The 26,205-nt window shown below is 57.3% G+C and carries 26 protein-coding genes; 16 read left to right on the top strand and 10 right to left on the bottom strand.

Annotation, left to right across the window (positions count from 1 at the left end; translation table 11 throughout):
* Positions 1 to 42: 42 nt before the first annotated feature.
* The gene (locus PAT9B_RS02100) at positions 43 to 939 is read right to left on the bottom strand and encodes a DMT family transporter (RefSeq protein WP_013507600.1); all 897 of its coding nucleotides are present in this window, start codon (positions 937 to 939) and stop codon (positions 43 to 45) included.
* Positions 940 to 1,186: 247 nt separating this feature from the next.
* Here PAT9B_RS02100 and PAT9B_RS02095 point away from each other — a divergent pair, with 247 nt between their 5' ends.
* Genes PAT9B_RS02095 through PAT9B_RS02080 form a run of 4 tightly spaced genes read left to right on the top strand, consistent with a single transcriptional unit; the run spans position 1,187 to position 4,511 of the window.
* Positions 1,187 to 2,026: a transporter substrate-binding domain-containing protein gene (locus PAT9B_RS02095; RefSeq protein WP_013507599.1), complete on the top strand. Its 840-nt coding sequence runs from the start codon at positions 1,187 to 1,189 to the stop codon at positions 2,024 to 2,026.
* 11 nt (positions 2,027 to 2,037) lie between these two features.
* Positions 2,038 to 2,739, top strand: a complete 702-nt coding sequence (gene pxpB / locus PAT9B_RS02090; protein WP_369700779.1) for a 5-oxoprolinase subunit PxpB — start codon at positions 2,038 to 2,040, stop codon at positions 2,737 to 2,739.
* Complete coding sequence (locus tag PAT9B_RS02085) at positions 2,736 to 3,722, top strand: biotin-dependent carboxyltransferase family protein (protein ID WP_013507597.1); 987 nt, start codon at positions 2,736 to 2,738, stop codon at positions 3,720 to 3,722. Before pxpB ends, PAT9B_RS02085 begins: the two co-directional genes overlap by 4 nt.
* 21 nt (positions 3,723 to 3,743) lie before the next feature.
* Positions 3,744 to 4,511 carry a 5-oxoprolinase subunit PxpA gene (locus PAT9B_RS02080; RefSeq protein WP_013507596.1) on the top strand — a complete coding sequence of 256 codons (768 nt, stop codon included), beginning with the start codon at positions 3,744 to 3,746 and terminating at the stop codon, positions 4,509 to 4,511.
* Positions 4,512 to 4,626: 115 nt separating this feature from the next.
* On the opposite strand, the gene PAT9B_RS02075 is transcribed toward PAT9B_RS02080, so the two are convergent.
* A complete protein-coding gene (locus PAT9B_RS02075; RefSeq protein WP_013507595.1) occupies positions 4,627 to 5,829 on the bottom strand; it encodes a pyridoxal phosphate-dependent aminotransferase in 1,203 nt (400 codons plus the stop codon).
* 493 nt (positions 5,830 to 6,322) lie between these two features.
* On the opposite strand from PAT9B_RS02075, the gene nac reads away from it, so the two are divergent.
* The 6 genes from nac to PAT9B_RS02045 all read left to right on the top strand — a co-directional run bounded on the left by nac (position 6,323) and on the right by PAT9B_RS02045 (position 10,871).
* Positions 6,323 to 7,246 carry a nitrogen assimilation transcriptional regulator NAC gene (gene nac, locus PAT9B_RS02070; protein ID WP_013507594.1) on the top strand — a complete coding sequence of 308 codons (924 nt, stop codon included), beginning with the start codon at positions 6,323 to 6,325 and terminating at the stop codon, positions 7,244 to 7,246.
* A gap of 109 nt (positions 7,247 to 7,355) precedes the next feature.
* Entirely contained in the window at positions 7,356 to 7,772 is a 417-nt protein-coding gene (locus PAT9B_RS02065) for an acetyl-CoA carboxylase biotin carboxyl carrier protein subunit (RefSeq protein WP_013507593.1), read from the top strand.
* Between the two features lie 130 nt (positions 7,773 to 7,902).
* Positions 7,903 to 8,655, top strand: a complete 753-nt coding sequence (locus tag PAT9B_RS02060) for an SDR family oxidoreductase (protein ID WP_013507592.1) — start codon at positions 7,903 to 7,905, stop codon at positions 8,653 to 8,655.
* A 12-nt stretch (positions 8,656 to 8,667) separates the two neighbouring features.
* Positions 8,668 to 9,363: an amino acid ABC transporter permease gene (locus tag PAT9B_RS02055; RefSeq protein ID WP_013507591.1), complete on the top strand. Its 696-nt coding sequence runs from the start codon at positions 8,668 to 8,670 to the stop codon at positions 9,361 to 9,363.
* A 5-nt stretch (positions 9,364 to 9,368) separates the two neighbouring features.
* Entirely contained in the window at positions 9,369 to 10,124 is a 756-nt protein-coding gene (locus PAT9B_RS02050; RefSeq protein WP_013507590.1) for an amino acid ABC transporter permease, read from the top strand.
* 9 nt (positions 10,125 to 10,133) lie between these two features.
* Positions 10,134 to 10,871: an amino acid ABC transporter ATP-binding protein gene (locus PAT9B_RS02045; RefSeq protein WP_013507589.1), complete on the top strand. Its 738-nt coding sequence runs from the start codon at positions 10,134 to 10,136 to the stop codon at positions 10,869 to 10,871.
* 36 nt (positions 10,872 to 10,907) lie between these two features.
* Here PAT9B_RS02045 and PAT9B_RS02040 read toward each other — a convergent pair whose 3' ends face one another.
* The 3 genes from PAT9B_RS02040 to PAT9B_RS02030 form a co-directional block, all read right to left on the bottom strand.
* Positions 10,908 to 12,077, bottom strand: a complete 1,170-nt coding sequence (locus PAT9B_RS02040) for a Gfo/Idh/MocA family protein (RefSeq protein WP_013507588.1) — start codon at positions 12,075 to 12,077, stop codon at positions 10,908 to 10,910.
* Positions 12,078 to 12,087: 10 nt separating this feature from the next.
* Positions 12,088 to 13,011: a TIM barrel protein gene (locus PAT9B_RS02035; protein ID WP_013507587.1), complete on the bottom strand. Its 924-nt coding sequence runs from the start codon at positions 13,009 to 13,011 to the stop codon at positions 12,088 to 12,090.
* A gap of 135 nt (positions 13,012 to 13,146) precedes the next feature.
* On the bottom strand, positions 13,147 to 14,175 hold the full coding sequence (locus tag PAT9B_RS02030; protein ID WP_013507586.1) for a LacI family DNA-binding transcriptional regulator: 1,029 nt from the start codon (positions 14,173 to 14,175) through the stop codon (positions 13,147 to 13,149).
* A gap of 333 nt (positions 14,176 to 14,508) precedes the next feature.
* Between PAT9B_RS02030 and PAT9B_RS02025 the strand changes: the two genes are divergently transcribed.
* Positions 14,509 to 15,546 carry a Gfo/Idh/MocA family protein gene (locus PAT9B_RS02025; protein WP_013507585.1) on the top strand — a complete coding sequence of 346 codons (1,038 nt, stop codon included), beginning with the start codon at positions 14,509 to 14,511 and terminating at the stop codon, positions 15,544 to 15,546.
* 16 nt (positions 15,547 to 15,562) lie between these two features.
* Positions 15,563 to 16,441, top strand: coding sequence for a sugar phosphate isomerase/epimerase family protein (locus tag PAT9B_RS02020; RefSeq protein ID WP_013507584.1), 879 nt, complete (start codon positions 15,563 to 15,565; stop codon positions 16,439 to 16,441).
* Between the two features lie 126 nt (positions 16,442 to 16,567).
* On the opposite strand, the gene PAT9B_RS02015 is transcribed toward PAT9B_RS02020, so the two are convergent.
* Positions 16,568 to 17,566 carry a Gfo/Idh/MocA family oxidoreductase gene (locus PAT9B_RS02015; protein ID WP_013507583.1) on the bottom strand — a complete coding sequence of 333 codons (999 nt, stop codon included), beginning with the start codon at positions 17,564 to 17,566 and terminating at the stop codon, positions 16,568 to 16,570.
* Between the two features lie 101 nt (positions 17,567 to 17,667).
* Here PAT9B_RS02015 and PAT9B_RS02010 point away from each other — a divergent pair, with 101 nt between their 5' ends.
* The 3 genes from PAT9B_RS02010 to PAT9B_RS02000 all read left to right on the top strand — a co-directional run bounded on the left by PAT9B_RS02010 (position 17,668) and on the right by PAT9B_RS02000 (position 19,964).
* Positions 17,668 to 18,687, top strand: a complete 1,020-nt coding sequence (locus PAT9B_RS02010; protein WP_013507582.1) for a LacI family DNA-binding transcriptional regulator — start codon at positions 17,668 to 17,670, stop codon at positions 18,685 to 18,687.
* A 102-nt stretch (positions 18,688 to 18,789) separates the two neighbouring features.
* Positions 18,790 to 19,668 carry a glutathione-dependent disulfide-bond oxidoreductase gene (gene yghU, locus PAT9B_RS02005; RefSeq protein WP_013507581.1) on the top strand — a complete coding sequence of 293 codons (879 nt, stop codon included), beginning with the start codon at positions 18,790 to 18,792 and terminating at the stop codon, positions 19,666 to 19,668.
* 2 nt (positions 19,669 to 19,670) lie between these two features.
* The gene (locus PAT9B_RS02000; protein ID WP_013507580.1) at positions 19,671 to 19,964 is read left to right on the top strand and encodes a DUF1330 domain-containing protein; all 294 of its coding nucleotides are present in this window, start codon (positions 19,671 to 19,673) and stop codon (positions 19,962 to 19,964) included.
* A gap of 39 nt (positions 19,965 to 20,003) precedes the next feature.
* On the opposite strand, the gene PAT9B_RS01995 is transcribed toward PAT9B_RS02000, so the two are convergent.
* From PAT9B_RS01995 to PAT9B_RS01980, 4 genes are all read right to left on the bottom strand, one after another.
* On the bottom strand, positions 20,004 to 21,092 hold the full coding sequence (locus PAT9B_RS01995; protein ID WP_013507579.1) for a YncE family protein: 1,089 nt from the start codon (positions 21,090 to 21,092) through the stop codon (positions 20,004 to 20,006).
* A gap of 120 nt (positions 21,093 to 21,212) precedes the next feature.
* Positions 21,213 to 22,130, bottom strand: a complete 918-nt coding sequence (locus PAT9B_RS01990; RefSeq protein ID WP_013507578.1) for a substrate-binding domain-containing protein — start codon at positions 22,128 to 22,130, stop codon at positions 21,213 to 21,215.
* A 78-nt stretch (positions 22,131 to 22,208) separates the two neighbouring features.
* Complete coding sequence (locus tag PAT9B_RS01985) at positions 22,209 to 22,988, bottom strand: TIM barrel protein (RefSeq protein ID WP_013507577.1); 780 nt, start codon at positions 22,986 to 22,988, stop codon at positions 22,209 to 22,211.
* Positions 22,988 to 24,007, bottom strand: coding sequence for a Gfo/Idh/MocA family oxidoreductase (locus PAT9B_RS01980; RefSeq protein WP_013507576.1), 1,020 nt, complete (start codon positions 24,005 to 24,007; stop codon positions 22,988 to 22,990). The genes PAT9B_RS01985 and PAT9B_RS01980 overlap by 1 nt, the downstream gene beginning before the upstream one ends.
* Positions 24,008 to 24,204: 197 nt before the next feature.
* On the opposite strand from PAT9B_RS01980, the gene PAT9B_RS01975 reads away from it, so the two are divergent.
* Entirely contained in the window at positions 24,205 to 26,163 is a 1,959-nt protein-coding gene (locus PAT9B_RS01975; RefSeq protein ID WP_013507575.1) for a sigma-54-dependent Fis family transcriptional regulator, read from the top strand.
* Positions 26,164 to 26,205: the final 42 nt, after the last annotated feature.

The following is a 26,205-nucleotide window of genomic DNA, read 5'->3' as shown; positions in this document are numbered from 1 at the left end:
CGCAGTTGCGTGATAAATCGCGCTGCGATTTATCACGCGTTTTTACACCAGAGCCAACTTCCGCTGCCGCTGTTCCCGCCACACGGCAAAAATCCCGGCCAGCGCCACAATCGATGCGCCAAACAGCGTGGTGGGACCAGGCAAGCTATTCAGGAACAGATAACCTATCACCATCGACCATACCAGCGTGGTGTAATCAAACGGGGCCAGCAGGGACGCATCGGCATAACGCAGGCTGAGCGTGACCAGAATCTGTGCCAGACCGCCAAACAACCCGCAGCCAAGCAACAGCAACAGTTGGGTGCCGCTGGGCATCGCCCAGCCAAACACCAGGGTGGCAAGACCGATCACCGTGGTCATCAGCGAAAAATAGAACACAATGGCACCGGGTTTTTCGATGCCGTTGAGAAAACGAATTTGCACATTGGAAGTGGCAGTACAGATGGCCGCCACCAGGGCGCACAGCACGCCGATCCCTGCACTGGCATGGGCCGCGCTGGCGGAGAACAGCGTCAGTTTGGACGATAGCATGATCAAAATACCGGACAGGCCGACGACCACTGCCAGCCAGCGCGACGCTCTGACCCGCTCTTTCAGCAGCACCGCCGCCATGATGACGGTAAACAGCGGCGCGGCGTAACTGAGTGCGGTGGCATCGGCCAGCGAGATATACACCAGCGCCAGATAGTTAAAGTACATGCCGCCAGTGCCGGAAAAGCCGCGAATCAGATGCCCGAATAAATTACGGGTTTTCAGGCTCTCCAGCACGTTGCCCTGAATTTTCAACCATATCAGCAGGGGAAACAGCGCGACAAAACTGCGGAAAAAAATCACTTCCCCGGTGGGAATGGTGCCATTCAGCCCTTTCACACACGCCAACATCAGCGTTGAACACAGCGCTGCCATTATTTTCAGTACTACGCCTAATCTGGCATTCATTGCTTTGACCCTATTCTCTCTCTACCACTCGCAACCGGCTTGATTGCCGAGAGGACAACGCGCATACCTTATGGAGAGACAGGGGGCCGCGATAACACTATTTTGCTCTGCCTGAATAGCAATAACTTATCGTCCGCCGTCATAGCATTTCGCTATCGCGCGACAGGGTTTCCCTCTTATTCGCCGCAAAACAAAGCCGATATAGTCCAGGAAAAGCGAATATTGACGGATTACCGAGGGGAATCACATGACCATGAAAAGACGTACCACCATCGGGCTGGCGCTGCTGCCGCTGCTGGCTATCTCTTCCGCCCATGCTGACCTGATGGCAAACATTAAGTCGAGCGGAGAACTCAAGTGCGCGGTCTATTCTGATGTGCCGCCGTTCTCCTCGCCGGATCCGCAAACTCGTCAGTTGGCGGGTATGGACGTTGACCTGTGCAACGCGCTGGCCAAACAGATGGGTGTCAAAGTCACTCTGGTGCCGACTTCCGTGGAAGCGCGTATCGCGGTGATCGCCACTGGCCGTGCCGATGTGCTGATCGCTAACCTTGCCTACACCAAAACCCGTGGCAGCCAGATCCAGTTCAGCGACCCGTATTATGTCGCCAAAGAGATGCTGCTGGTAAAAGCGCCACTGGCTGACAAGCCGCTGAGCTACTTCAAAGGCAAACGCATCAGCGCCACTAAAGGCACCACCTCCGAACAGTCAATCCATCTGAAAGGCGCACGTGCCGTGACTTTCCAGGACACCGCCTCTGCCTTCCTCGCCGTGGAACAGAACAAAGCATTGGGCTTTGTTACCAACACCATGACCGGTATCAAGATGATCACCCAGGCGAAAAAAGACGGTATCGACCTCGCAATGATCAAAGAACCGATGGCGCTGGAACCGATTGGTGTCGGCATGAAGCGTGACGAACCGGCACTGCTGACCAGCGTCAACAGCGGTCTGAAAGCGATGGACGATGATGGCACCATCGACAAAATCTGGGATACCTGGATTGGGCCGAAGACCGAATACAAAATGGTGCGTGAGGAGCGCGTTCAGCCGCTCTCCAGTCTGAAATTTGAACCGCTGGAATAACCATGCCCGTGATGTCGCCCTTTGATATCCAGCCCGCCAGCGCCCCCGCGCTGGCTTGCTCCTCCACGATTACCCTCTCCACCATTGGCGCACGTGCCTGGCTGGTGGAAGCACCGGGCGGATTTGATTTGCCCTCACAACGTCGCGTCTGGTCGCTGGCACGGTTGCTCGCCAGCTGCGATGACGTTGAATCCCTGATCCCGGGCGTCACCAATCTGCTGGTACTGTTCCGCCAGATTCCGCCCGATGAGTCAGTGGTACGCGCCCGACTCCATGCTGCCTGGGAGCAGGCGCAGGCCATCCACCCCCAGGGAAAATTGATCGAGATCCCCGTGGATTACGGTGGCGAACACGCTATCGATCTTGATGCAGTTTGCCGCCATACCGGTTTCAGTGCGCGCGAAGTGGTGCGCCGCCACCATCAAAGCGAATACACGGTGTTCGCCCTCGGCAGTGCGCCAGGTTTTGGTTATCTGCATGGCCTGGACCCGCAACTGGCAACGCCGCGCAAAAAAGTGCCGTCGCTCAGCATGCTGAAAGGCACCGTCACCATTGGTGGGGCACAGGCAGGCGTCTCGGCGCTGACCGGTCCCAATGGCTGGAACGCCATCGGTTATGCCGAGCTGGAGGTGTTTGATCCGCTGGCCGATTCCCCGGCGCTGATGGCACCCGGCGATCGCATTCGCTTTCTGCCGCAGAGGATTGAGCTGTGATTGAAATTGAACAGAGCGGTGCGCTCAATACGGTGCAGGACTTAGGCCGTTTTAATTACCGTCATATGGGTGTGTCGGTGAGCGGCGTAATGGACCCGCTGGCGCTACGGGCGGGTAACGTGCTGCTCGGCAACGAAGAAAATGCCGCAGCGATTGAAGTACAGCTGTTTCCGTTTCGCGTGCGTTTTTTGCAGGATACCAGTATCGCCGTGACCGGCGCTGACTGCCGCGCCACGCTCGATGGCAGCCCGCTGCCGCCCTGGTGGGGCTGCGGCGTGCGCGCCGGTCAGGTGCTGGAAATGCGCTACCCGCGTAGCGGCGCTCGTGGTTATCTGTGTATTGCCGGTGGGATCAATGTGCCGGTGGTACTGGATTCACGCAGCACCGCGTTACGTGGTGCCTTCGGTGGTCATCATGGTCGGGCATTGCAGCGTGGCGATCAGTTACCCCTCGGCGCGCCAACAGGCCCGGCATTACCGCTGGCGGGCATCGGTATCGAACCGCCGGAAAGTGCGTTGGGGGCGTGGTTCCCGCGCAATAGCGCTGGCGAGATCCAGCTACGTGCGATTCCCTCCGGCGAGTACCCCTTGTTTGCTGCCGACGCCGCGCGTTTCTGGCAGCAATCCTGGCAAGTTTCCAACCAAAGCAACCGCACCGGCTACCGGCTGGCAGGCGATCCGATCTTTCCGTCCCAAACGGTGGAGATGCGATCCTATGGTCTGATCCCTGGCATTGTGCAGGTGCCTCCTGCCGGTGAGCCGATTATCCAGTTGAGCGATGCCAATACCGCAGGTGGCTATCCCAAGATCGCCGGCGTGATCGAACAAGATCTGTGGCGGCTCGGTCAGGTGCTGCCCGGCCAATCTATTCAGTTGGTAAAAAGTGATGCGCGTGAAGCCATTGCCATCGAACAAGAAGTGGCGCGCTGGCTCACCCGGCTGCGTCTGAGCTGCCTGCCAATGCGTAAGGCAGTGGGCGTTTAACTCAGGCAAGGAACCAAAACGATGAAGATTGATGTCAATTCCGATATGGGAGAAGGCTTCGGCGTTTATCAGCTGTGTGATGACGCCGCACTGATGCAGGTGGTGTCATCCGCCAATATCGCCTGTGGTTTTCATGCTGGCGACCCGGCAATTATGACCAGAATGGTCCGGCTGGCGAAGCAGCATGGCGTGGGGATTGGTGCCCATCCGGGTCTGCCGGATCGTCAGGGGTTTGGTCGCCGTGAACTGCCTTTTTCCGCTGACGAAATTTGCCAGCAGGTGGCATATCAATTGGGCGCATTGATGGCCATTGCCCGCGCCGAGGGCACCAGGGTTGTCCACTTCAGCTTCCACGCCGCGATGGGTAATATCGTCAACCGTGACGCCGCCTTGGCGCAGCAGGTGATGGCACTGGTGGCGCGCATTGATAGCTCACTGATTATCTTCGCCCAGCCTGATACCATCATTGAACGCGCCGCGCAGGCCGCCGGACTGAAAACCCTGACGCTGTTCCTCGCCGACCGCGCTTACGATGCCCAGGGCCGTCTGGTGCCGCGCGGCATCGCCGGGTCGGTGATTAAAGAAGAAAGCGCGCTGCGCGCCCGTGTACGCCAGTTTCTGCAACACGGCACCGTTACCACGCTTGAAGGCGAAGACATTGCGGTACGCGCCCGTTCGATTCTGGTGCACAGCGATACGCCTGGTTCACTGGCGCTCGCCACCATCGTGCGCAGCGAGATCGAAGCCAGTGGTCATCAGGTGGCTCCGGCGGCGGAAGTGCTGGCCTGATACCCTCACCCCGGCCCTCTCCCGCAAGCGGGAGAGGGAGAGAGTACTCTATGTAAGATTTGCGCGGTCGGTCCCCTCTCCCGCTGGCGGGAGAGGGTTAGGGTGAGGGCAATCCCTACCGGCAACCGGCACAAAACGCCGCAATACGATCACAGCCAGTCTGCAAACGTTCCATGCTGGTGGCGTAGGACAGGCGGATAAACGGACTCATGCCGTAAGCCGCGCCCTGCACCGTCACCACATGCTGTTCCTCGATCAACGCCAGCACAAAATCCGCATCGTTGTTAATCTGACGGCCACCGGCGCTCACTTTACCGATATAACCCGCGATATTGACGAACAGATAAAACGCGCCCTGTGGTTTATGGCAGCGCAAACCATCAATCGAAGTCAGACGCTCCAGCACGTAATCACGGCGTTCGCGGTAAATACCTGCCCGTTCCTGCAACAGATCCTGTGGGCCTTCCAGCACTGCGACGGCGGCGGCCTGAGTCAGTGTGGTCACCCCACCGCTGTTCTGAGTGTTGACGTTACTCATCGCCTTAATCAGCGGTGCCGGGCCGCCACAGAAGCCGAGACGCCAGCCGGTCATCGAGTAAGCTTTAGATACGCCGTTTACCGTCAGCACACGGTCGTACAGACGCGGCTCAACCTGCGCCAGGGTATAAAAACGCACGTCGTCATAAATCAGATGTTCGTAAATATCATCCGTCATGATCCACACCTGCGGATGGCGCAGCAGTACCTCCCCCAGCGCCTGCAATTCTGCTTTGCTCGCCACCGAACCGGTCGGGTTACTCGGGTAGTTAAGCAGCAGCCATTTGGTTTTATCGGTAATCGCCGCCTCCAGCTGCGCCGGGAGTGGTTTAAAACCGTTCTCCTGGGCACAAGGCAGCGGCACCGGAATCCCACCGGCAAATTTCACGATATCGGCGTAGCTGATCCACGACGGCGTCGGGATCACGACTTCGTCGCCCGGATTGATGGTCGCCAGAATGGCGTTAAAGATGATCTGCTTGGCACCACCGGCCGTGAGAATCTGGCTGACGTCATAATCGAGCTGGTTATCACGTTTGAATTTTAGCTGGATCGCTTTACGCAGCGCGGGCGTGCCATCGGTGGGTGGATAACGGGTATCCCCCGCACGCGCCGCCGCGTAAGCCGCTTCAATGGCGTGATCCGGCGTGGGGAAATCGGGTTCGCCGGTAGAGAGTGCCACCACATCAATGCCCTGTGCCGCGAGATCGCGTGCTTTTTGGGTCATGGCGACGGAGGCGGAAACAGTCACATTCTTTAGTCGATCGGCTATCTCGGGCATGGGGAACACTTCCTGATCTCAGTGTCAGCAGAAACGGCGCGGCACGCCAAAACGCGCACGGCCAGCAAAGTTCTCTGAGCATAGGTTTTCGCCCACAGCCACCGCTAATAGTGCTTTGTTGTGGTGATATAACACAAAACGATGACAGGACCGGCAGCACACTTTTGCAGCAAACTCAGCGTATTGCCCGGAAATGCGCGGCGGGTCACGCAGCGCGCGCGTTAGATATGTTAAAAAACTGTTACTTTCAAGCCACTGTACGCGCCTTCACGGCGCATTGTTCCCGTCAGTCATTGGTTACGCTAATGGGAAAATGCACCTAAATGGTGCAAAACATCCTGTCTGAACATTTGTTGAGCAGGCACAGAGTCAACTCAGCAAAAGCCTTAGGAGGCATGTGCGCCGTACCCTCCTGCCTGAGTTCAATCACTAAACCTTATTCTGGCATCAACTTTGCTTGATGCTGATATGCGTTCCGTTGGAGGGAGTGACCATGAATCTTCGCCGTCTTAAATACTTCGTCAAGATTGTCGATGTCGGCAGCCTGACGCAGGCCGCCGATATTTTGCATATCGCCCAGCCCGCCCTGAGCCAGCAACTGGCGACGCTGGAAGGGGAAGTAAACCAGCAATTGTTGATCCGCACCAAGCGCGGCGTCACCCCCACTGAAGCGGGTAAAACGCTCTATTCACATGCCCAGTCCATTTTGCGCCAGTGTGAACAGGCGCAAAGTGCGATTGATCGTGTCGGTGCGTCGCTCAGCGGCAGCGTCTCTGTCGGTCTGGCACCGGGCACGGCGGCACAAAACCTTGCACTACCCCTGATGATGGAAGTGCAGCAGCAACATCCCGGCATTGTGCTCTATTTCAATGAGAACTTTGGCACCACGTTAAGTGAGCTGATCATGAACGGTCGCATGGATATGGCGGTGATCTATGACCATCGCAATATCCACGGCCTGCGCTTTATGCCGCTGATGAAGGAAGATTTGTGCTTCGTCTGTCCGTTCAGTCTGGCGAAACCGATGAAAGAGATCCGGCTGGCAGAAGTGGCGCAGTACGATCTGTTCCTGCCACGCATTTACAACATCATGCGTAAGGTGCTGGACGATGCCTTTGTACAGAACAACCTGCAATATCGCGTGAAATGCGAGATCGAATCACAGACCACGCTCAACGCCGCACTGACGGCCGGTCTGGGTGCCACCATCATGCCGGAATCCGCCGCGCGTGCGATGCTGAAAACCTCAGACTCCTGGATGGCGAAGATTGTCGAGCCGGACGTGCAGGCCTCGCTGTCGTTCTGCATGTCGGATCACCTGCCCCTGTCGCAACCGGCAGAAGCCGTGAAATCAATCCTGTTGTCACTGATGTCGCGCCGCAACGTGGAAAACCATCCCCTGACGCTGGTGGGATAAGCCTCGCTTATTACCGCAAAGCGAAACCCTCTTACTGCCCGTCTGATGAACGCGCTAGATTGATTGCGTTAGCTGCCCGCTCCGGCGGGCTTTCTTTGACGGGAATCCTATGGAAAAAACCGCAATACCGCTGCCGACGCTGCGTGCTGTCGCGCGCAAAATGCAAACCGCCGGGCTGAGCCACCTTGCGTTGGGCGGCAAAGCCTGGTCGGTAAAAATGACCTTTGCCGCGGTGCCTCCCTGCGTGCCTCACGCTGATCCCGATCGCCCGATCGTCACGCGCCCGATCGGCGCTCCCATGCCCGGTACGCTGCGGTTGCGCCATCCGCTGAATCAGCAGGATTTTGTCCAGCCCGGACAGGTTGTCAAACCCGACGAGGTGCTTGCACTGGTTCAGGTTGGCCCACTCTATTTACCGGTCACCAGCCCGGTGAACGGCACGGTAAAAACCGTCGTAATCCGCGATGGCTCGCCGGTGGAGTACGATGAAGAAATAATGATAATTCATGAAGATAACCTTGCATAACTGCGGTTATAAGGGTCTCTTATTGCCTCAAAATTTTTATGTCTTATCCCCATTGAACATAACTGCATAAAGTCAGAAAAAGATCAGAAACGCGCCGCTGCCACAGGCCCGGCGATGACAGGAGAGGCAAATGCCATTTTCAGATTACAAAACCGCACTGGTCACCGGCGCATCCGCCGGGATGGGTGAAGCCATTGTTGAGCGTCTGTGCCAGGAAGGAATCACCGTTCACGCCGTGGCTCGCCGTAAAGAGCAACTGGCGGCACTGGCCGAGCGTACCGGCTGCATCCCGCACGCGGTAGATGTCAGCGATCTCAGCGCCCTGACCGCGCTGTGCCAGGACTTGCAAATCGACATCCTGGTGAACAACGCCGGGCTGTCGCACCCGGGTTCGATTCTGGATGCTGACGAAAACGTGATTGAAACCCAGGTGGATGTCAATCTGCGCGCCGTGCTGCATCTGTGCCGTCTGCTGGTACCGGGCATGGTGGCACGCGATCGTGGCCATGTGTTCAACATCACCTCTATCGCCGCGATCTACAACTTCGGCGGCAACTCGGTGTACCACGCCACCAAAGCAGGGGTCCATGCCCTGTCGCGCCAGTTACGTGTCGATTGCTATGGCAAACGTGTGCGTATCACCGAGATCTGCCCGGGCCGCGTTGCCACCGATATTTTCGGCAACGTCTCCGGCGATCACGAAGAGGCGCGCCGTCGCTTTATCGATGGCTTTGAACTGCCGCAGGCGAAAGATATCGCCGACTGCGTGGCGTTTGCTCTCTCTGCGCCGGTCGCCGTGAATATCGGCAATATCGAAATCACCCCGACGTTACAGGTGCCGGGCGGCCTTTCCACCATGCGACCGGGCGACCGCGCCGAGTAACGAGGTAACACTATGGCACTCGATTTCAGCAGTGTGATAACCGGCCACTTCGGCCAGATGATCGTTGACGGAACGGTGGTCACTCTTGAACTGGCGTTGGGTGCCTGGCTGATGGCGATGATCATCGCCATGCTGCTGGTGGTGATCCGCCTGACCGATCAACGCATCGCGGTCGGACTGGTAAAGGCGTATGTCTCGTATCACCGCAATGTCCCGACGTTGATTCAATTGATGATGTGGTATTTCGCCATTCCGACGTTGCTGCCGGAAGCGCTGCAAATGTGGATTAACGACCTCAACGCCGAATTTCTGTTCTCACTGGTGGCGCTGGGGCTGTGTCAGGCAGCGTATTTCTCGGAAGATATTCGTAGCGGCCTGCGCGCCATCCCGGATGGGCAGAACGAAGCGGCGCGTGCGCTGGGCATGGGTTATGTCCGCGCCATGTGGTCGGTGATCCTGCCGCAAGGCATTCGTAACGCGCTGCCTGCGCTGATCAACCATACGGTGCTGCTGTTCAAAAACACCAGCCTGGCGATGGTGATTGGTGTGGCGGAGCTGACCTATGTCACCCGCGATATTGAGAACCAGACCTTCCGCACCTTCGAGTCCTATTTTGTGGCAACCGTTGGCTATCTGTTCTTCTCCCTGATGCTGATGGGCCTTGGCGCGCTGCTGGCCCGCCGCTTTCAGCGCGTCTATGCGAGGTAATGGCGATGTTTGAGATGTTCACCATTTTGCATGACAACGGCATGCTGCTGTTAATGGGCCAGTACCCGAATGGGCCGCTGGGCGGGGTGCTCTGCACCTTGCTGATCTCACTGCTGGCGGTACTGTTTGCCTTTCCGGTGGGGATATTGTTGGGCCTGGCGCGTCTGTCGCCCTGGCGCTGGCTGAGCTGGCCCGCCACCTGCTGGGTCTATCTGCTGCGCGGTATCCCGCTGATGATGGTGGTGTTCTGGACCTACTTCTGCGTGCCGCTGTTGATTGGTCACAATATCAGCGGTTTCTCCACCATGCTGTGTACGCTGGTGATCTATGAGAGCGCCTATATCGCTGAGATCGTGCGTGGCGGCATTCAGGCATTGCCGCACGGCCAGTACGAAGCGGCCCGCGCATTGGGCATGGGACACATCAAAACCTTACGTCTGGTGATCCTGCCGCAGGCACTGTTTAACACTCTGCCAAGCCTGGTGAGTCAGCTGGTTTCCATCATCAAAGACAGCACCCTTGGTTACGTGATTAACGTGCCGGAGCTGACTTTTGCGGCCAACCAGGTGAGCAACCAGTTACTGACTAAACCTTTCCAGGTGTTCGCCATCGTGGCGCTGAGCTACTACATCATCTGCTTCAGCCTGACATGGCTCGCCAACCAACTCGAAGCGCGACTTGCGCAGAAACGTCGTCAGCCACCCGTGGAGACGCCCGCTGCGGCACCCGCGGTGATGATGACTAAAACCCAATCGCAATAAGGAACCGCTATGAGACCGATGATTCTGTTTAATCAGGTCAACAAATGGTACGGCGCGTATCAGGCGCTGACTGACCTGAGTGCCGAAATCAATCCCGGCGAAGTGGTGGTGGTCTGTGGCCCCTCTGGTTCCGGTAAATCGACCCTGATCCGCACCGTAAACCGCCTGGAGCCGATTGAGGGCGGCCAGATTGTGTTTGACGGTATCGATATCCACGGCAGCAGCACGCGCCTGAATCAGTTGCGTACACGCATTGGTTTTGTGTTCCAGAGCTTCAACCTGTTCCCCCACGTCTCGGTGGCCGAGAACATTATGATGTCACCAATGAAAGTGCTGGGCGTGAAGCGTGCAGAAGCACGACAGCAGGCAGGTGAACTGCTGGAACGCGTAGGACTGTCGCATAAGGCAGATGCTTATCCGGCACAGCTCTCCGGCGGTCAGCAACAACGCGTGGCGATTGCCCGTGCGCTGGCCATGAAGCCGCCGGTGATGCTGTTTGATGAACCGACCTCCGCACTCGATCCCGAAATGGTGGGCGAAGTGTTATCGGTGATGCGCGGCCTCGCCCAAGAAGGGATGACGATGATGTGTGTCACCCACGAGATGAACTTTGCCCGTGAAGTCGCAGATACCATCTGGTTTATGGATCAGGGACAGATTCTGGAGAAGGCCACACCGGAGAAGTTCTTCACCCAGCCGCAACACCCGCGCGCGCAACGCTTCTTAAGCGATCTGCGTTCACATTGATTGAAAAGGCGCGATAAATCGCGCCGCTACCGAAAATCAGCAATCCACCCACACCGCGCCAGCATCCGCCGACTGTACACACCGCTCCACCCAACGCACCCCCATCAACCCGGCATGCACGTCGGGATACCAGAAGTCACTCAGGAAAGCCTGGTCATCGCGGTCGGTCGCATCCATCGCCAGCGCAAAACGGCGATAGAGATTCGACCAGGCTTCAAACAGCCCTTCCGGGTGCCCGCCACCAATGCGATCCTCCTCTAAGGCGCGACCATACAAATACCCCATACCACGTTCCAGAATTTGTACCGGCTCTCCCTGCACTTCATAACGTAGTTGGTTCGGTTGTTCATCCCACCACTCCAGGCTGGCCTTCTCGCCAATCACACGCACCTTCTGGCCGTGCATTGAGCCGCAGTTCACCGCCGACGCCCACATGGTGCCCACGGCACCGTTGTCATACTCCATCATCACAAAGGCGTTATCTTCCAGCGGTGCACGGCTTTTGACAAAGCTCTGGCGGCTGCACAGCAGACGTTTAACGTTCAGCTTCGGCACCATGGTTTCCGCGATAAACAGCGGGTGCGTCGCCAGGTCACCCAGTACATAGCTGGGGCCGACAAAGCGTGGGTCGACGCGCCATTTGGTGCTGGCATTTTGCAGCTCCACGGCCTCGTTATGGAACCCGTGGGCAAACTGCATATTGATGATGCGAATCTCCCCCAGCAGCCCCTCGGCGATCATCTCGCGCGCCTGGTGAATTAGCTGATGCCCGGCATAGCCATAGGTCACACCAATGATTTTTTTCTTCTCGGCGCAGAGCTTTTCCAGTTCGTCGGCTTCGGCGGCGGTGAAGCACAGCGGCTTTTCACACACCACATGCAGCCCGGCATGCAGCGCCGCCCGGCAGATGGCAAAGTGGGTGTTGTTCGGGGTGGCGATAGAAACCGCTTCAATACCGTCAGCGCGCGCCGCTTCGGCGGCAAACATCGTCTCGTAGTCGGGATAACAGCGGTCTGCCGCCACCCCAAGCGCGGTGCCAAAGGCCCGGCCACGTGCGGCGTCGATATCAAATGCCCCGGCCTGCAAAACAAAATTGCCATCGCGCAGCGCGGCAGAACGGTGAATGTAACCAATCTGGCTGGTGCCACCGCCGCCGACCATACCCCAGCGCAGTGAACGATCAAGAGCTTTAGTACCGTTAATCATGATGTTGTCCTCAGAATCCGACCGATTGCAGATAGTGCAGGCTGGCAGTGACATCGCGCAGGCTGGTGTCAGCATGGCGCGGGTCGCGTTCCTGCTCGATGGTGATCCAGCCCTGATAGCCACGTTCCGCGAGGAAAGCGCGCACTGCCGGATAGTCAATCGCCCCTTGCCCTATCGGGCACATCACCCCTTCGGCACAGGCGGCGAAGAAGTCAACGCCACGCGCGATCACATCGCGCCATACCGCCTCGTTAATGTCTTTGAAGTGCAGGTAATCGATGCGATTCCAATAGCGATTGAGGTAAGGAATGGGGTCCATGCCGGAGTAGTACAGGTGACCGGTATCGAGGCATAAACCGGCCACCTCGTGCGGGATATCCTGCACCAGCTGTTCCAGTTCATCGGCGAATTCAATGCAACCCCCGGCATGGGGATGGATCACCGCACGGACGCCGTATTCGTGCCAGGCGATCTCACTTAAGGTGGTGATGTGCTGCATCATGCGTTGCCAGTCGTCAGCAGACAGGCGGGGTGCTTTGTCCGACTGACCGGCATATTGCGCCCGCTGCGGATTGCCGAAATCGATAATCACCAGATAGGGGGCCGGTGCGTTTTCCGCATGAGTTTTCTCCGCCGTCGGCACCAGCGAGAGATTGCGGCAGATATTATGGGTCAGTTCCACCATGGCCGGGAAATTGGCGGCGCTGACCAGATCGTCGAAAAGGGTGCCAGCCACCAGCGACAATCCGTAATGCTCCAGTTGCTGGCGTAGCTCACTGGCCTCGACTGGCAGATAGCTCCACGGCCCCAATTCAATACTGCGATATCCCGCCTGTGCCGCTTCACTCAGGACTTTTTGCCACGGTGGCAGGAAAGGATTCTTCGGATCATCGACGCCCCAGCTACAGGGCGCATTGGCGATATGGATAGTCATGATCGTTCCTTGCTGTGATTGATGCAGCAAGTATCAAATGAAAATTTCAAACCAGACAAGCATGAAACTTTCATTTTTTGATAGCGATCAAGTTATTTATTATCATTTAAATGATAGATTATCTATCAAAATAAGTTACAGATTCTCCCGCGTCACAATATCAAACGGCAGCGTTACCTGCATGAAATGCTCGCTGCCCTCCGCCTGAGGTTGTTGCAGGGTCTGCACCAGGGTGGTCGCCAGATCCTCAATACGATGGCGCAGCATCACCGTGATGGTGCCATCAATCAACGCCAGATCGCCATCACTGACCGGGCCGTGGCAAATCAGCGCCACGCGACGTTGCGGCTGCTCGCGCAGCGCACGAATCACCCCTTCAATCCCGCCGCACGGCGCGAAAATCAGCGCCAGATCCGCATGTTCCTCCAGCAAACGACGCGTTGCCAGATAACCTCCGTCAATCGATTCATGGGTCTTGAGCGGTTCCAGCACCTGACGTGCGTTGTCCTGCTCACGCAGGTAAGAGCGAAAGCTGATTTCGCAGCTCTCCTGACAGGTAAAACGGTGGTCACCCACCAGCACCCCGACCGGTCCCGGCTGGTGCAACAGGTGCGTCGCCATCCAGCCTGCGGTACGGCCGGCCTTTTGGTTATCCAGCCCGAAATAACCCGCATGACCACAGGGGGAGAAATTGGAAAAGAGCGCATACACCCGCACGCCCTGGCGCGACACCGTTTCAATTGCGCGACGAATCAACGGATGATCAAGCGCCACCAGCCCGATGACATCAACCTGCTGCGCCAGCGTATGCAGCGAAGCCACTACCGCATCCACATCATCAATATCGTGCCAGCAAAACTGTGCTTCGCTGCCTGCGGGATGCAGCGGTTGTGTCTGTTCACGCAATGCGTCGGTAAGCGACTGATAAAAAGAATAACTTTTTGCCAGCAGAATAAACCCCATGCGCAGCACAACCGCAGGCGCTAAAGCACGACTGCTCAGTAATGGCATCAGGTCAGCGCGATAGCCCAGACGGCTGGCTGCTTCCAGCACCTTTTTCTCGGTGGCGGCACGCACCGGCGCACGACGGTTAAGCACGCGATCGACCGTAGCCACCCCGACACCTGCGGCGGCGGCAATGGCATTCATGGTGATTTTACTCATGCAAGATATCCATGATAGAAAATTATCAAAAAATAATGCCTGAAGCGCAGCCAAAGTGCGAACAGTTCGCGCAGAGAATCGTCATCAAATCGCAATGTCTGATAGAGAATCTCTCATAAATTTGATCGTTATCGCAAAAACGAAATGAATATTCTTAAAACCCCTACATTACGGAACAAATGTTTGATAATTATTCTTCCCGACGACGCCTGCGGTGAGGTTGATGGATTTGCATCAGCAAAGCATTAGAGCGACCTGCTGCGCCTTTCTATAGTGGTTGACGATCTGCCTGGTCGCCCGGTGTGTTACGTAGCGAAGAACAATGGAGATGATATGTTCCCCTCAACCTTACCTGTACCCCGTCGTCACCCTGTAAACCAGATTCCCGCCCTGCGCTGGGGTATTGTCGGTCCTGGCTGGATAGCCGACCACTTTGCCAATGCGCTGCGCCACCACACACAGCAGCAACTGGTGGCGGTGTCATCGCGCAGCCTGGAGAAAGCGCAGGCATTTGCCCGCAAATGGGAGATTCCCCATGCCTGTGAAGGCATTGATGTATTGCTGGGCCGTGATGATATTGATGTGGTGTATATCGCCACGCCGCACAACCACCATTTCCCGGACGGCCTGCATGCCCTCAAAGCCGGTAAGCATGTGTTGATTGAGAAGCCGCTGGCGCTCAACGCGCAGCAGGCATTACAGCTGCAACAGGAAGCGCAACAGCAACACCGTCTGTGCCTCGAAGCCATGTGGTGTGACTATGCGCCAAAATATGATGTGATTCGTCAGCTACTGGCCGACGGTGCGTTCGGGGACGTTAATACCCTGATTGCCGATCATGGCGAGTATTTCACTCAGGATCACCGCATTTTTAACGCCGATCTCGCCGGCGGACCGATGCTGGATCTGGGCAGCTATCTGATCAGCTTCAGCGTCTTGGTCAGCGGTGCGCCGGACAGTATCGTTGCGCGAGGCCAGCCCGCGCCAGGCGGCGTTAACGGCCAGACATCAATGTTACTGACCCATCCGCAGGGCATGCATGCGGTGCTTAACACCACCTTATTCAGTAACACGCCAGGTACGGCGGTGATCGCCGGTCGAGATGCCACCCTGTATCTCGACGGCCAGTTTTACACACCGGGTAATTTCCGTCTGACTTCCAGTGATGGCCGCCACACGCTGCGCTGGGAAGAACCTAACAATCGCTATATCCAGCTGTGTCATGAAATCGAACATACCGCCTGGTGTATTCATCAGGGGCTGTCTGACTCACCGGTGCGTCCGTTTGCCGCCTCTCTGGCAACGCTCAACGCGATGGATGAGGTGAGACGCCAGATCGGTGTCGTGTTCAATGAAGAGCGACCGGCTTAACGCGCAGGAGAAAACAATGAAAATCGCTTTTGACGTGGATGTCATCCGCGACCTGGGTATCACCCGCATGGTGCATCAGGTGGCGGAATGGGGCTACAAATACATCGAACAGTCGCCCCATCCACAAATTAACCCGTTTTATAAACACCCGAAAGCCAGCCGCGAAATCATGACCGAATATAAGAACGCGCTGCGTTCTACCGGGGTGGAAATCTCTTCATTTATCGTGGTCTATCGCTGGTCTGGCCCGGATGAAGCGCGCCGCCAGGCAGCGGTAAAGAACTGGAAGCGGATGATCGAAATCGCCGTGGAAATGGGGGTGCCGGTCATCAACACCGAGCTGTCCGGCAATCCAAACGAGCCAGAGATTTGCGAAGAGATGTTCTACCGTTCCATGGAGGAGTTGCTGCCGATTATCGAACGTGAAGGTATTCGCGTGGAAATCCAGGCTCACCCGTGGGATTTCTGCGAGGAAAGCAACGAAACCGCCGATATCGTGAAATCCTTCCGTAGCGATAACGTGAAGTATATCTACAGCGCGCCACATACCTTTTTCTACGACAAAGGCAAAGGCGATGTGAAAAGCATGCTGCACTATGCCGGTGACGACCTGTCGCATATGCTGATTGCCGACACCATGAACCATACCAAGCATTGTCGCTATATCGTCAACCCGCCGGGCGTGGATGCCACTATCCACCAGCATGTCGGCGTGGGGGAAGGTGAGGTCAATTTCGATGCGTTGTTCGAAGCGTTACGTGAGATGAATTTTGCCAAACGCACCTTCAAGGTTGGCGGCGAGTCGATTATTTCAGCCGCTCTGTTTGGCTATCCCGAAAAGATGAAGTATCAGGCGGTGGAAACCCGCGAGCTGATTGAGCGCGAATTGCTTTAAGTTAGGTGCGCTTTGTTACCCTCACCCCGGCCCTCTCCCATAAGGGAGAGGGAGATGTGCCATATGCTCGATCGGTTCCCTCTCCCGCTTGCGGGAGAGGGTTAGGGTGAGGGTACCAACACGCACCTAACCCACCTCAACAAACTCTCCCCGCGTTAACGAAAGCTGCGCCGCTTCGGCAATCGCCTGCGCACGCAGGCCATCCAGCAACCCGGGCAGCCCTTCGACTTTCTCTCCGGCAATATGACGCAAAAACGTATCCAGATGGGTGTAATAGGTTTCCTGTACCCGGCTGAACCAATCCGCATACAGGCCTGGCTGGCTAATCCGTTGCCCCTGATACAGCGTCGCGCCACGTACCGACTGGCTTTCGGATGCCAGCATCCCTTCACTGCCCATCACGCTGATGCGTTCATCGTAGCCATAAGCGGTACGCCGCGTGTTATCCAGCTGCGCCAGCGCGCCGCTCTGCATCCGCATGATCAGCACCGAGGTATCGACATCAAAATCCCGGATTTCCGGCATCGCCAGCGCCGCCCCCAGTGCCCCGACGGTGGTCACCTCGTCATCAGTCAACCAACGCAGCAGATCGAAGAAGTGAATCGCCTGATCGCGCATCTGCCCACCCGATGCCTGCAAATAACTTAACGGGGGCAGCTCAGAGGCTCGACAGACCATCTGGATCAATTCCGCACGGCCAATCACCCCTTGCTGCAACTGCGCTTTCAGTTGTTGATGGCTGCGGTCAAAACGACGGTTAAAGCCCACCGTGACCGGCACCTGCACTGGCGAGATGTTCTCTACGGCTTCCTGCGCGCGCGCCAGCGACAGGTCGATCGGCTTTTCGCAATACACCGCCTTGCCTGCCATCACCGCCTGTTCCAGCAGTATCGCATGGGTTGGCGTGGCGCTGGCAATCAGCACCCCGTCAATCGCATCACTGGCGAGCGCCTGTTGCACGCTGGCCGCTTTTGCGCCGTAGCGCTGCGCCACCGCTTCGGCGCGTGATGCATCAATATCGCAGACCAGTGCCAGCTCCACGCCAGGGTGCGCCGCCAGGTTCGCAGCATGGACCTGGCCGATAAAACCACTACCAATCAAGGCAAAACGTTGCGGTGACCGCATGATAAAGCTCCTGTTTGTTCACATTTCAGACGTAGCGTGCTTGTCAAAATAGCCGCTTCTGGCAGGCTGGCTGAACGCGGTTTTTGATGGAATTCACTCAGATGAAAGCAATGACGCTGGCGGAACTGGCGAAACGGGCGGGCGTAGGCGTAGCCACCGTGGATCGGGTGCTGAACGATCGGGGTGGCGTCTCACCGGCGATGACCAAAAAAGTGCTGCAAATTGCGCGTGATGCCGGGCTAAAACGCATTTTGCCGGAAGAACATCGCCACTCATGGCAGATTGAAGTGCTGCTGAGCGGCAACGGCTCCTTCTTCTTTCAACAACTGGCGCAGGACTTCGCCACCCTCGCCGATCAAATCGGCTATCGCCGTCTGCGACTGCATCGCACCCTGATTCCGGAAAATGCGCCGGAGAAACTGGCGGCGCACATTGCAGCCAGCAGCAAAAAAATGGATGCGCTGATTGTCTTCGCCCATGAAAATCCGCTGATTTATCAGGCGCTGGAGGCCTGTAAGGCGCGTGGTGTGCCGGTGATTACACTGGTGACCGATCTGCCCGGTGCTGCACGCCTGTGTCATGTCGGTATCGATCAATACAAAGCCGGACGCACCGCCGGGCTGATGCTGGGCAGCATGTTGTCACACCCCGGTGAAGTGGTGCTGGTGAGTGGCCGCGCCGACTACAGCGCCCATCGTCAACGCATCGAAGGTTTTCAGGCGGTGCTGGCGGAGCGTTTTCCACAGCTGCGCCTTAACGCGATCCTTGCCGGACAGGATGAACGTGAGCGCATCAGCCGCCTGTTGGAAAAAGCGCTGGCCGGTTCAAAGCAGATAGTCGGCCTGTATAACACCGGGCTGGGCAATACCCAGATCCATGAAGCGCTGGCGCGCCACCGCCTGGGCGGCAAGGTGGTGTACGTCACCCATGAGCTATACCACACCACGCGGCAGTTGCTGGAGAAGCAGGTACTGACACTGACCCTCGATCAAAACACCCTACGTCATGCGCAACTGGCCCTGACGCTGATGCTGCGTCATCTGGAAGAAGGGGGGCAACCGGAAACCTATCAGTCGGGCAAAGTCGACTTTATGCTTTTTACGCAAGAGAACTTTGCATAACCGGACTTTGCATCTTACCGCCAGCGCGGTTAAATCGCCTGTGACCGCGACTGCTACACTCAGTAGCAGCAAAAAATGCAACCACAACAAGGCGAAATCACTATGTCGGAACATCAGTATCAGCCCGCAAAAGTCTGGACCTGGGACCCGGAAGCCAAAGGCAACGGCGCGAAAACCAACCGTCCGACTGCCGGGCCGACGCATGAGAAGACCCTGCCAGTCGGTAAACATCCGCTCCAGCTTTATTCGCTGGGCACACCAAACGGCCAGAAAATTACCATCCTGCTGGAAGAACTGCTGGCGATCGGTGTTAAAGAAGCCGAATACGACGCCTGGCTGATTCGTATCGGCGAGGGCGATCAATTCTCCAGCGGCTTCGTTGAGGTCAACCCTAACTCTAAAATCCCGGCGCTGCGCGACCACTCGGTTACCCCACCGCTGCGTGTGTTTGAGTCCGGCAACATCCTGCTGTATCTGGCGGATAAATTTGGTCACTTCCTGCCGAAAGACATCGCGGGCCGCACCGAAGCGCTGAACTGGTTGTTCTGGTTGCAGGGTTCAGCCCCCTACCTTGGCGGCGGGTTTGGCCATTTTTACCACTACGCGCCGGAAAAAATCGAGTACGCCATCAACCGCTTTACCCTCGAAGCGAAACGTCAGCTTGATGTGCTGAATCGTCAGTTGGCGAATCACCGCTATCTCGGCGGCGACGAATACAGCATTGCCGATATCGCCACCTGGCCGTGGTACGGCAACCTGGTGCTGAACGATCAATACGGCGGCGCTGAATTCCTTGATGTGCAATCGTACCAACACGTGGTGCGCTGGGCGAAAGAGATTGCGCAGCGTCCGGCCGTGATTCGTGGCCGTAAAGTGAACCGCGCTTTTGGTGCCGCACCGGAAGACCAACTGCTGGAGCGCCACGATGCCAGCGATTTTGAGACCAACACCGAAGACAAACGCCAGGCGCGAGGAGAGTAACAGTGAGTGCGTATGTGATTTTTATCCGCGATGAAACCCTGAACGACAGCGAAATGGCAACCTACGCGCAAAAAGCGGGGGAAGCACGCGGCGATCATCCGATTAATCCGCTCGCCTTTTACGGTGCGCTGGAAACCCTGGAAGGCCCACAAGCCGAAGGCGTTGTGGTGCTGGAGTTCCCGGATATCGATGCGGCAAAAGGCTGGTATTACAGCCCGGCATACCAGGAAGCGAAGGCGCATCGTCTGAAAGGGGCGAACTATCGCGTACTGCTGGTACAGGGTGTGGCGGCGTAGCACAGGAATAAGGGCGGGATCATCCCCGCCCTTGGCAGATTAATGCAACGGGATACGCACCACGCTATCCGGTCCCTTCGCGGAGTGATCTTTGTTGAAGCCCTGCTTCACCGTCACAAATAATGTCTGACCATCCGGCGACACCAGCAGGCTGTTGGGATGGGTCGGCAGCGTCCAGCTGTTTTTCACCGCATAGGTGGTGGCATCAAGTTGCAGCACCTTGCCGGATTCACGCTGGCTGATGTAGATCTCATTGCGTTTGGCATTGAACTTGATGCCCAAGGCATCGCCGTCAATACGCTTGATCACCTTGCCGGTATGCTCATCAAACACCAGCGTGGTTTTCGCTTTCGAGTTGTCGGTGACAAACAGGCGACCAGTAGCCGGATCTTCCGCCAGGTTCAGCAGCAGATACGTTTTGTCATCGCCCGGCGTCCAGCGCTGTTCGATCTTGTGGTTGCGCGGGTTGATCACCAAGATCTCCCCACTGCCGTTGGCCGCATAGATACGATCCGTCACCGAGGAGTAAAGCAAACCGGTGACCCACTTACCGGCATTTTTGATGGTGGTTTTCAGCTTAAAGGTTTTGGCATCCACCACCCAAATCAGGCCGGGATCGGCCACGCCGCCGATATACAGCAGGCCATCATGCAGCATGATTTCACGCGCACCGGTCGGGAAGCCTTTGTCATTGATCAGGCCAAACTGCAGACGCTGCACCACCTTGCCGCTGTGCGCATCCACTTTTGAGATCCCGCCATCCAGCGTATTGGTGACATACAGCAGGCTGCCATCTGGCTCCATCGTCATGCCGAAGTTTTTCAGATCGGTATGGGTTTCACCGAGGGTTTTCAGCGTGGCAGGATCGAGACGGTAGATCACCCCACCGTTAACACCTTTAAAACTTTGGGCACTGGCGACATACAGCGCAGCGGGGTTGCCCGGGATATAGGCCATCTCATACAGCCCTTCCGCCAGCTCGCGCTGCTGCACATTGCTGGCAACCGGTTGTGGGGCGACGACCGGGGCCGCCGCTTTTTTGGCCGGAGCCTGGCAGGCCGTCAAACTGAGCGCAGTTACCACTGCCAGCGCCACGCTGGCGATACGCGGATTGAACAAGGATTTCATTCTTAGCTCCATCAGGGAGTTATAAAAAGAATGAGAATCATACGTATTAACGATTACTGAGTAAACGTAACGCGGATTATTCGTCGCAGCGCACTAAATCGCGCCGCGACGAAATACGGCTTAATTCGCCGCCACAAACTGCGTGTAATTCTCCGGCGTAATGGTCTTGTACGGCACCCAGTTGTAAACCTGCACTTTTTGCTTATCCAGCAATGCCTTGGTCACCTGCACTGCCCCGGTCGCCTGCCCTTTCGCATCCTGGAAAATCGTCAGCACCATTTTGCCGTTTTTCACGAATTGCTGACCGTCCGGCGTACCATCAATCCCGGCAACAAGGATCTTTTCATTTTTCGCCTGCGTTAACGCCATAATCGCACCAATCGCCATTTCATCGTTGTTGGCGGCGATGGCATCAATCGGACGCTGATTGAGCAACCAGCTCGACACCACATCCACTGCTTCGTTGCGCTGCCACTTCGCGCTCTGCTTCTCAACCACCTTCATATCTTTATATTTGGCGATCACCGCTTCCACCGCCCGGGTACGCTCACGCGCTTCCTCGTTCGACAGCGCGCCCATCAGAATCGCCACGTTGCCTTTGTAATTCATCTTTTTCGCCAGCGCTTCCATCTGCATTTCACCGCCTAACGCGGAATCCGAACCGACATAGGCCATATCCGCCGGTAGCTTCACCTCGGGCTTACGGTTAACAAAGATCAATGGAATACCGGCATTCTTCGCGGCGGTGATCATCGGCAACACCCCCTGGGTATCCACCGGGTTGAGGATGATCGCGTCCACGCCCTGGTTGATAAAATCGTCCACCTGCTGCACCTGGAGCGCCACATCGCCTTTGGCATCCACAAACTGGCCCTTGAGCTGATTGGCCTTCAGTTCGGCTTCCATCTGGGTGCGCAAGATGGACACAAAGTTGAGGTCGAAGTTAGCCAACGCCACCCCGACGGTGAAGGTTTTGGCGCTGACACTCAGGCTGAATAACAACGCACAGAGCAGGAGAAATAAGCTTCTGATTTTCATAACGGTTTCCTGTAGGGTTGAGATGTTATTGTTGTGTTTTAATGCCGGGCAACAGGCAAATACCCGGCGGGATAACGCTTATAAACTGAAGTGTTCGCGGAACTGCGCCAGCGCGGCGCTGCTGTCGCCACTGGCCCATCCCTCCATGGCCACCGTGCCCTGATAGCCAATGTCGTGCAGCGTGCGGGCTATCGCGCGATAGTTGATTTCTCCTGTCCCCGGCTGCTGACGCCCCGGCACATCCGCCACCTGGATCTCACCAATCGCCGGACCGGCCCGGCGGATCAGTTCGATCAGATTGCCTTCGCCGATCTGCGCGTGATACAGGTCGAGATTCATCTTCAGCGCCGGGCTGTTCACCGCCTCCACCAGCGCCAGGGTATCGGCAGCCAGCGCAAACGGCGTGCCGGGATGGTCAACCGGCAGGTTCAGGTTCTCCAGCGTGAACACCCGTCCAGCTCGCTCGCCGAGTTGGGCGACTTGGCGTAGCGTGTCAGCAGCTTTCAGCCACATCGCGCCAGTCACCACCGCGACCGGTTTTACCGGCAGGCCTTTGTCATCCAGCCCGGTGCCGTGCAGATTCAGCCCCGGACAGTTGAGTCGCGCCGCCACCGCCAGAGAGGCTTCGGCACTTTGTAACAACTCGGCGATGGCGTCATCGTCGGTCAGGTTGCCGCTCAAATAGCCGGTCATTGAGGTAAAACGCGCCCCGGTCGCCGCCAGCGCGTCAATATCCTTGTTGGCCCAGCCCCAGATCTCGACGCCAAAACCCAACGCGTGAATACGTTTAACGCGCTCAATAAACGGCAGTTCGAGAAACACCATTTCGGCGCAGACGGAAAGTTGATAGCCAGCCATTAGCGGCCTCCCAGCGTGATCGGTTGGTTTTGTTGCACGGACGCAATGCAGGCCAGCGCAATTGCCAACGCATTGCGCGCATCTTCACCGGTGGCACGCGGGGTTGCGCCAGTGCGAATGCAGCGCGCAAATTCCGTCATCTCAGCCACATAGGCTTCACGCAGCAGGTCGGAGTCCAGCCGTGAGGTTTCAATCGCTATGCCACCCGCGTGATAGCGCACACAGTGGTTGGCATTGATGTGCCCAGCCTGCAACATACCTTTGCTGCCAAAGACTTCACCGCGCACGTCATAGCCGTATACCGCCTGGAAGTTGGCTTCGGCGGTCGCAATCGCGCCATTGTCGAAACGAATCGTCACCACAGAGGTATCCAGTAACCCTTTGTCTTTAAAATCCGGGCGCACCAGGGCATCAGCCAGCGCATAGACCTGTACTGGCTTCGCCTGCGGGTTAAAGTGCAGCAGGGTGTCGAAATCGTGGATCAACGTTTCGAGGAAGATGGTCCACGGCGGAATCGGAGCGGGATCGCGCAACGCCGGATCACGCGTCACCGAACGGCTGAGTTGGGTGACGCCATTCTCTCCGGCTTCCACCGCCGCGATGGCCGCCGCAAACCCTGAGTCAAAACGGCGGTTGAAACCCACCTGCAACACCACCCCGGCACTTTTCGCTGCGGCAATGGCGCGGTCGGCTTCATCCAGGGTCACCGCCATCGGTTTCTCGCAAAACACATGCTTGCCCGCCTGCGCTGCGGCAATCACCCACTCCGCATGGGTCCGCGCTGGCGCGGCAATCGCCACTGCATCAATCTCCGGGTCCTGCAACAACGCATGCAGGTCGCTGTAAGCTTTCGCTACACCCAGTTGCTGCGCCAGCCGTTCAGCAGCACCGGGCTGAGGATCGGCCACGGCGGCCAGTGTCGCCCCCGGCACCCGGTACGCCAGGTTTTCGGCATGGAAGCTGCCCATGCGACCGGCACCAATCAGGCCCACGCGTACAGGTTTGGAATCAAGACTCATTGCTAACTCCTTGTTATTTCGAAAGCATCCCGAGTGGATGCGGCCTATGCGGGAGTCATTGCAAAGCCGATGCCAGGTGGAAATCGGTGAAATGTGTGAGGCGACACACAGATACAGCTCACAAACTGGCAACAAAATTTACATGTCAACTGCACATGTAAATAAAATGGACATTCCATCCATCACCGGAGTGCGTTATGCGATCTCTGAGCGACCGCTTACCGTTTAAAGATGAGAGCGATCCGATCTTCAGTCTGCCAGGCGGCGCGGAAGTCGGTGAGTGGGATAATTTGCTGTGGCAGGGCTGGCACAGCTTTCAGCGCGGTGAACAGCCGGGTTGGATGCGGCGCAGCATTTTGCAGTCGTGGCAGCGATCGCAACAGCGCGGCACCGATCCCGCGGATTTTACCTATATCGCCCCGCCCGCTGAGGAGCTGGCCGCGATTCTCGAACACAACGCCGAGTTGATTCTGGTGGCACGCAGCATTATGGAGAACTTGCTGGCCTACAACCCGGATGGGCATATCAACCTGACCGATGCCCAGGGCGTCACGCTGCATTTCTGTGGCGCGGATATGACGCCTGTCGGCAGCATTCTGCGTGAAGAGGTACTGGGCACTAACTGCACCGCACGCTGCCTGATTGAACAACGGCTGGTGTATGTACTGAGCGGTGAGAACTGGAAATTCGATCTGCGTAAACGCCATCGGCAATGCGCTGCCGCCCCGGTGCGTGATGCCAGCGGTCAGTTGATTGGCGTGCTGACGCTGACCGCCACCCCCGATAACTTCAATGCCCACACGCTGGGCACGGTCCAGGCGGCGGCGGAAGCGGTCGGGCAACAACTGATGCTGCGCCGCCTGCTGGCCGAGCAGCAGTCAATCCTCGAAACCCTGAATGAAGGGGTGATCGTCTGCGATCGCCATGGCCGGATCAAAACCCTGAACCGTTATGCCCGACAGATCTTTAGCGGGCTGGATCCTGATGCCGGGACGATCGATGTGTTGTTGCAGCCGCAGGGGGCATCCCTGCTGACCATGCCATTCTGCAACGACCGCGAGCTGCAATTTATGCCCGATGGCGTGCAGTCGATCCCCTGCCTGATTTCGCTGATGCCCGCGCCGGATGGGGGGCGCGTGCTGTCGCTGCGCGAGAACCAGCGTATCCGGGCCATTACCCGTCGGGTGATGGGGGTCAGCGCCAGTTATACCTTTGACATGATTCGCGGCCATGCGCCGCGTGTACAACAGGCGATTCAGAAAGCACGTGCCAGTAGTCGCACCGACAGCACCGTGCTGTTGACCGGCGAAAGCGGCACCGGCAAGGAGTTGTTTGCGCAGGCGATTCATAATGCCAGTCCACGCCAGCAGGAAGCCTTTATCGCCCTCAACTGCGGTGCACTGCCGCGTGACCTGGTACAAAGCGAGCTGTTTGGTTATGTCGATGGTGCCTTTACCGGTTCACGCCGTGGCGGATCGCCGGGCAAATTCGAGCTGGCCGATGGCGGTACGTTGTTTCTGGATGAAATTGGTGAGATGCCACTGGAGGCGCAGACCAGCCTGCTGCGGGTATTGCAGGAGAGCGAGGTAGTACGTATCGGGGCCGCCAACCCGCTCAAGGTCAATGTGCGTATTATCGCGGCCACCCACTGCAACTTGCTGGATGCAGTGGAAAAAGGCGCGTTTCGGCGCGATCTCTACTACCGGTTGAACGTGGTGTCACTGGCGATCCCGCCGCTGCGCGAGCGTCAGGAGGATATTCCCGGCCTGGTGAATACCTTTATTCTGGCACTGTGCGCCCGCCTGAAACGCATTGCGCCCCAGGTGTCACCGGAAGCGATGCGTTGTTTGCAGGCGTGGCACTGGCCGGGCAACGTGCGCGAACTGGAGAATCTGGTCGAACGTATGGTGAATCTGTGCGAAGGGCTGGAGATTGACAGGCAGGATCTGCCGGATGACATGGTACAACGCCAGCAACCGCCCGTGCAGTTGCCCTCGTTGCAGGAAAATGAACGCCAGCATGTGTTGCAAGTGGTGGCGGAGCAGCACGGCAATCTGCGCCAGTCGGCACAGCTGCTGGGGATTTCTCGCACCGCGTTGTACAACAAGCTGAATCAGTGGCAGGTGGACCTGGCATCCTTGCGTCGGCGATTGTAGCGGCGCGATTTATCGCGCGCCTTTGACTTTGACGCTGCGGTC

The organism is Pantoea sp. At-9b (assembly GCF_000175935.2).
Taxonomy (GTDB): domain Bacteria; phylum Pseudomonadota; class Gammaproteobacteria; order Enterobacterales; family Enterobacteriaceae; genus Pantoea.
Note: the sequence above shows the minus strand (reverse complement) of the source record. Positions and strands in the feature narration are given on the sequence as shown.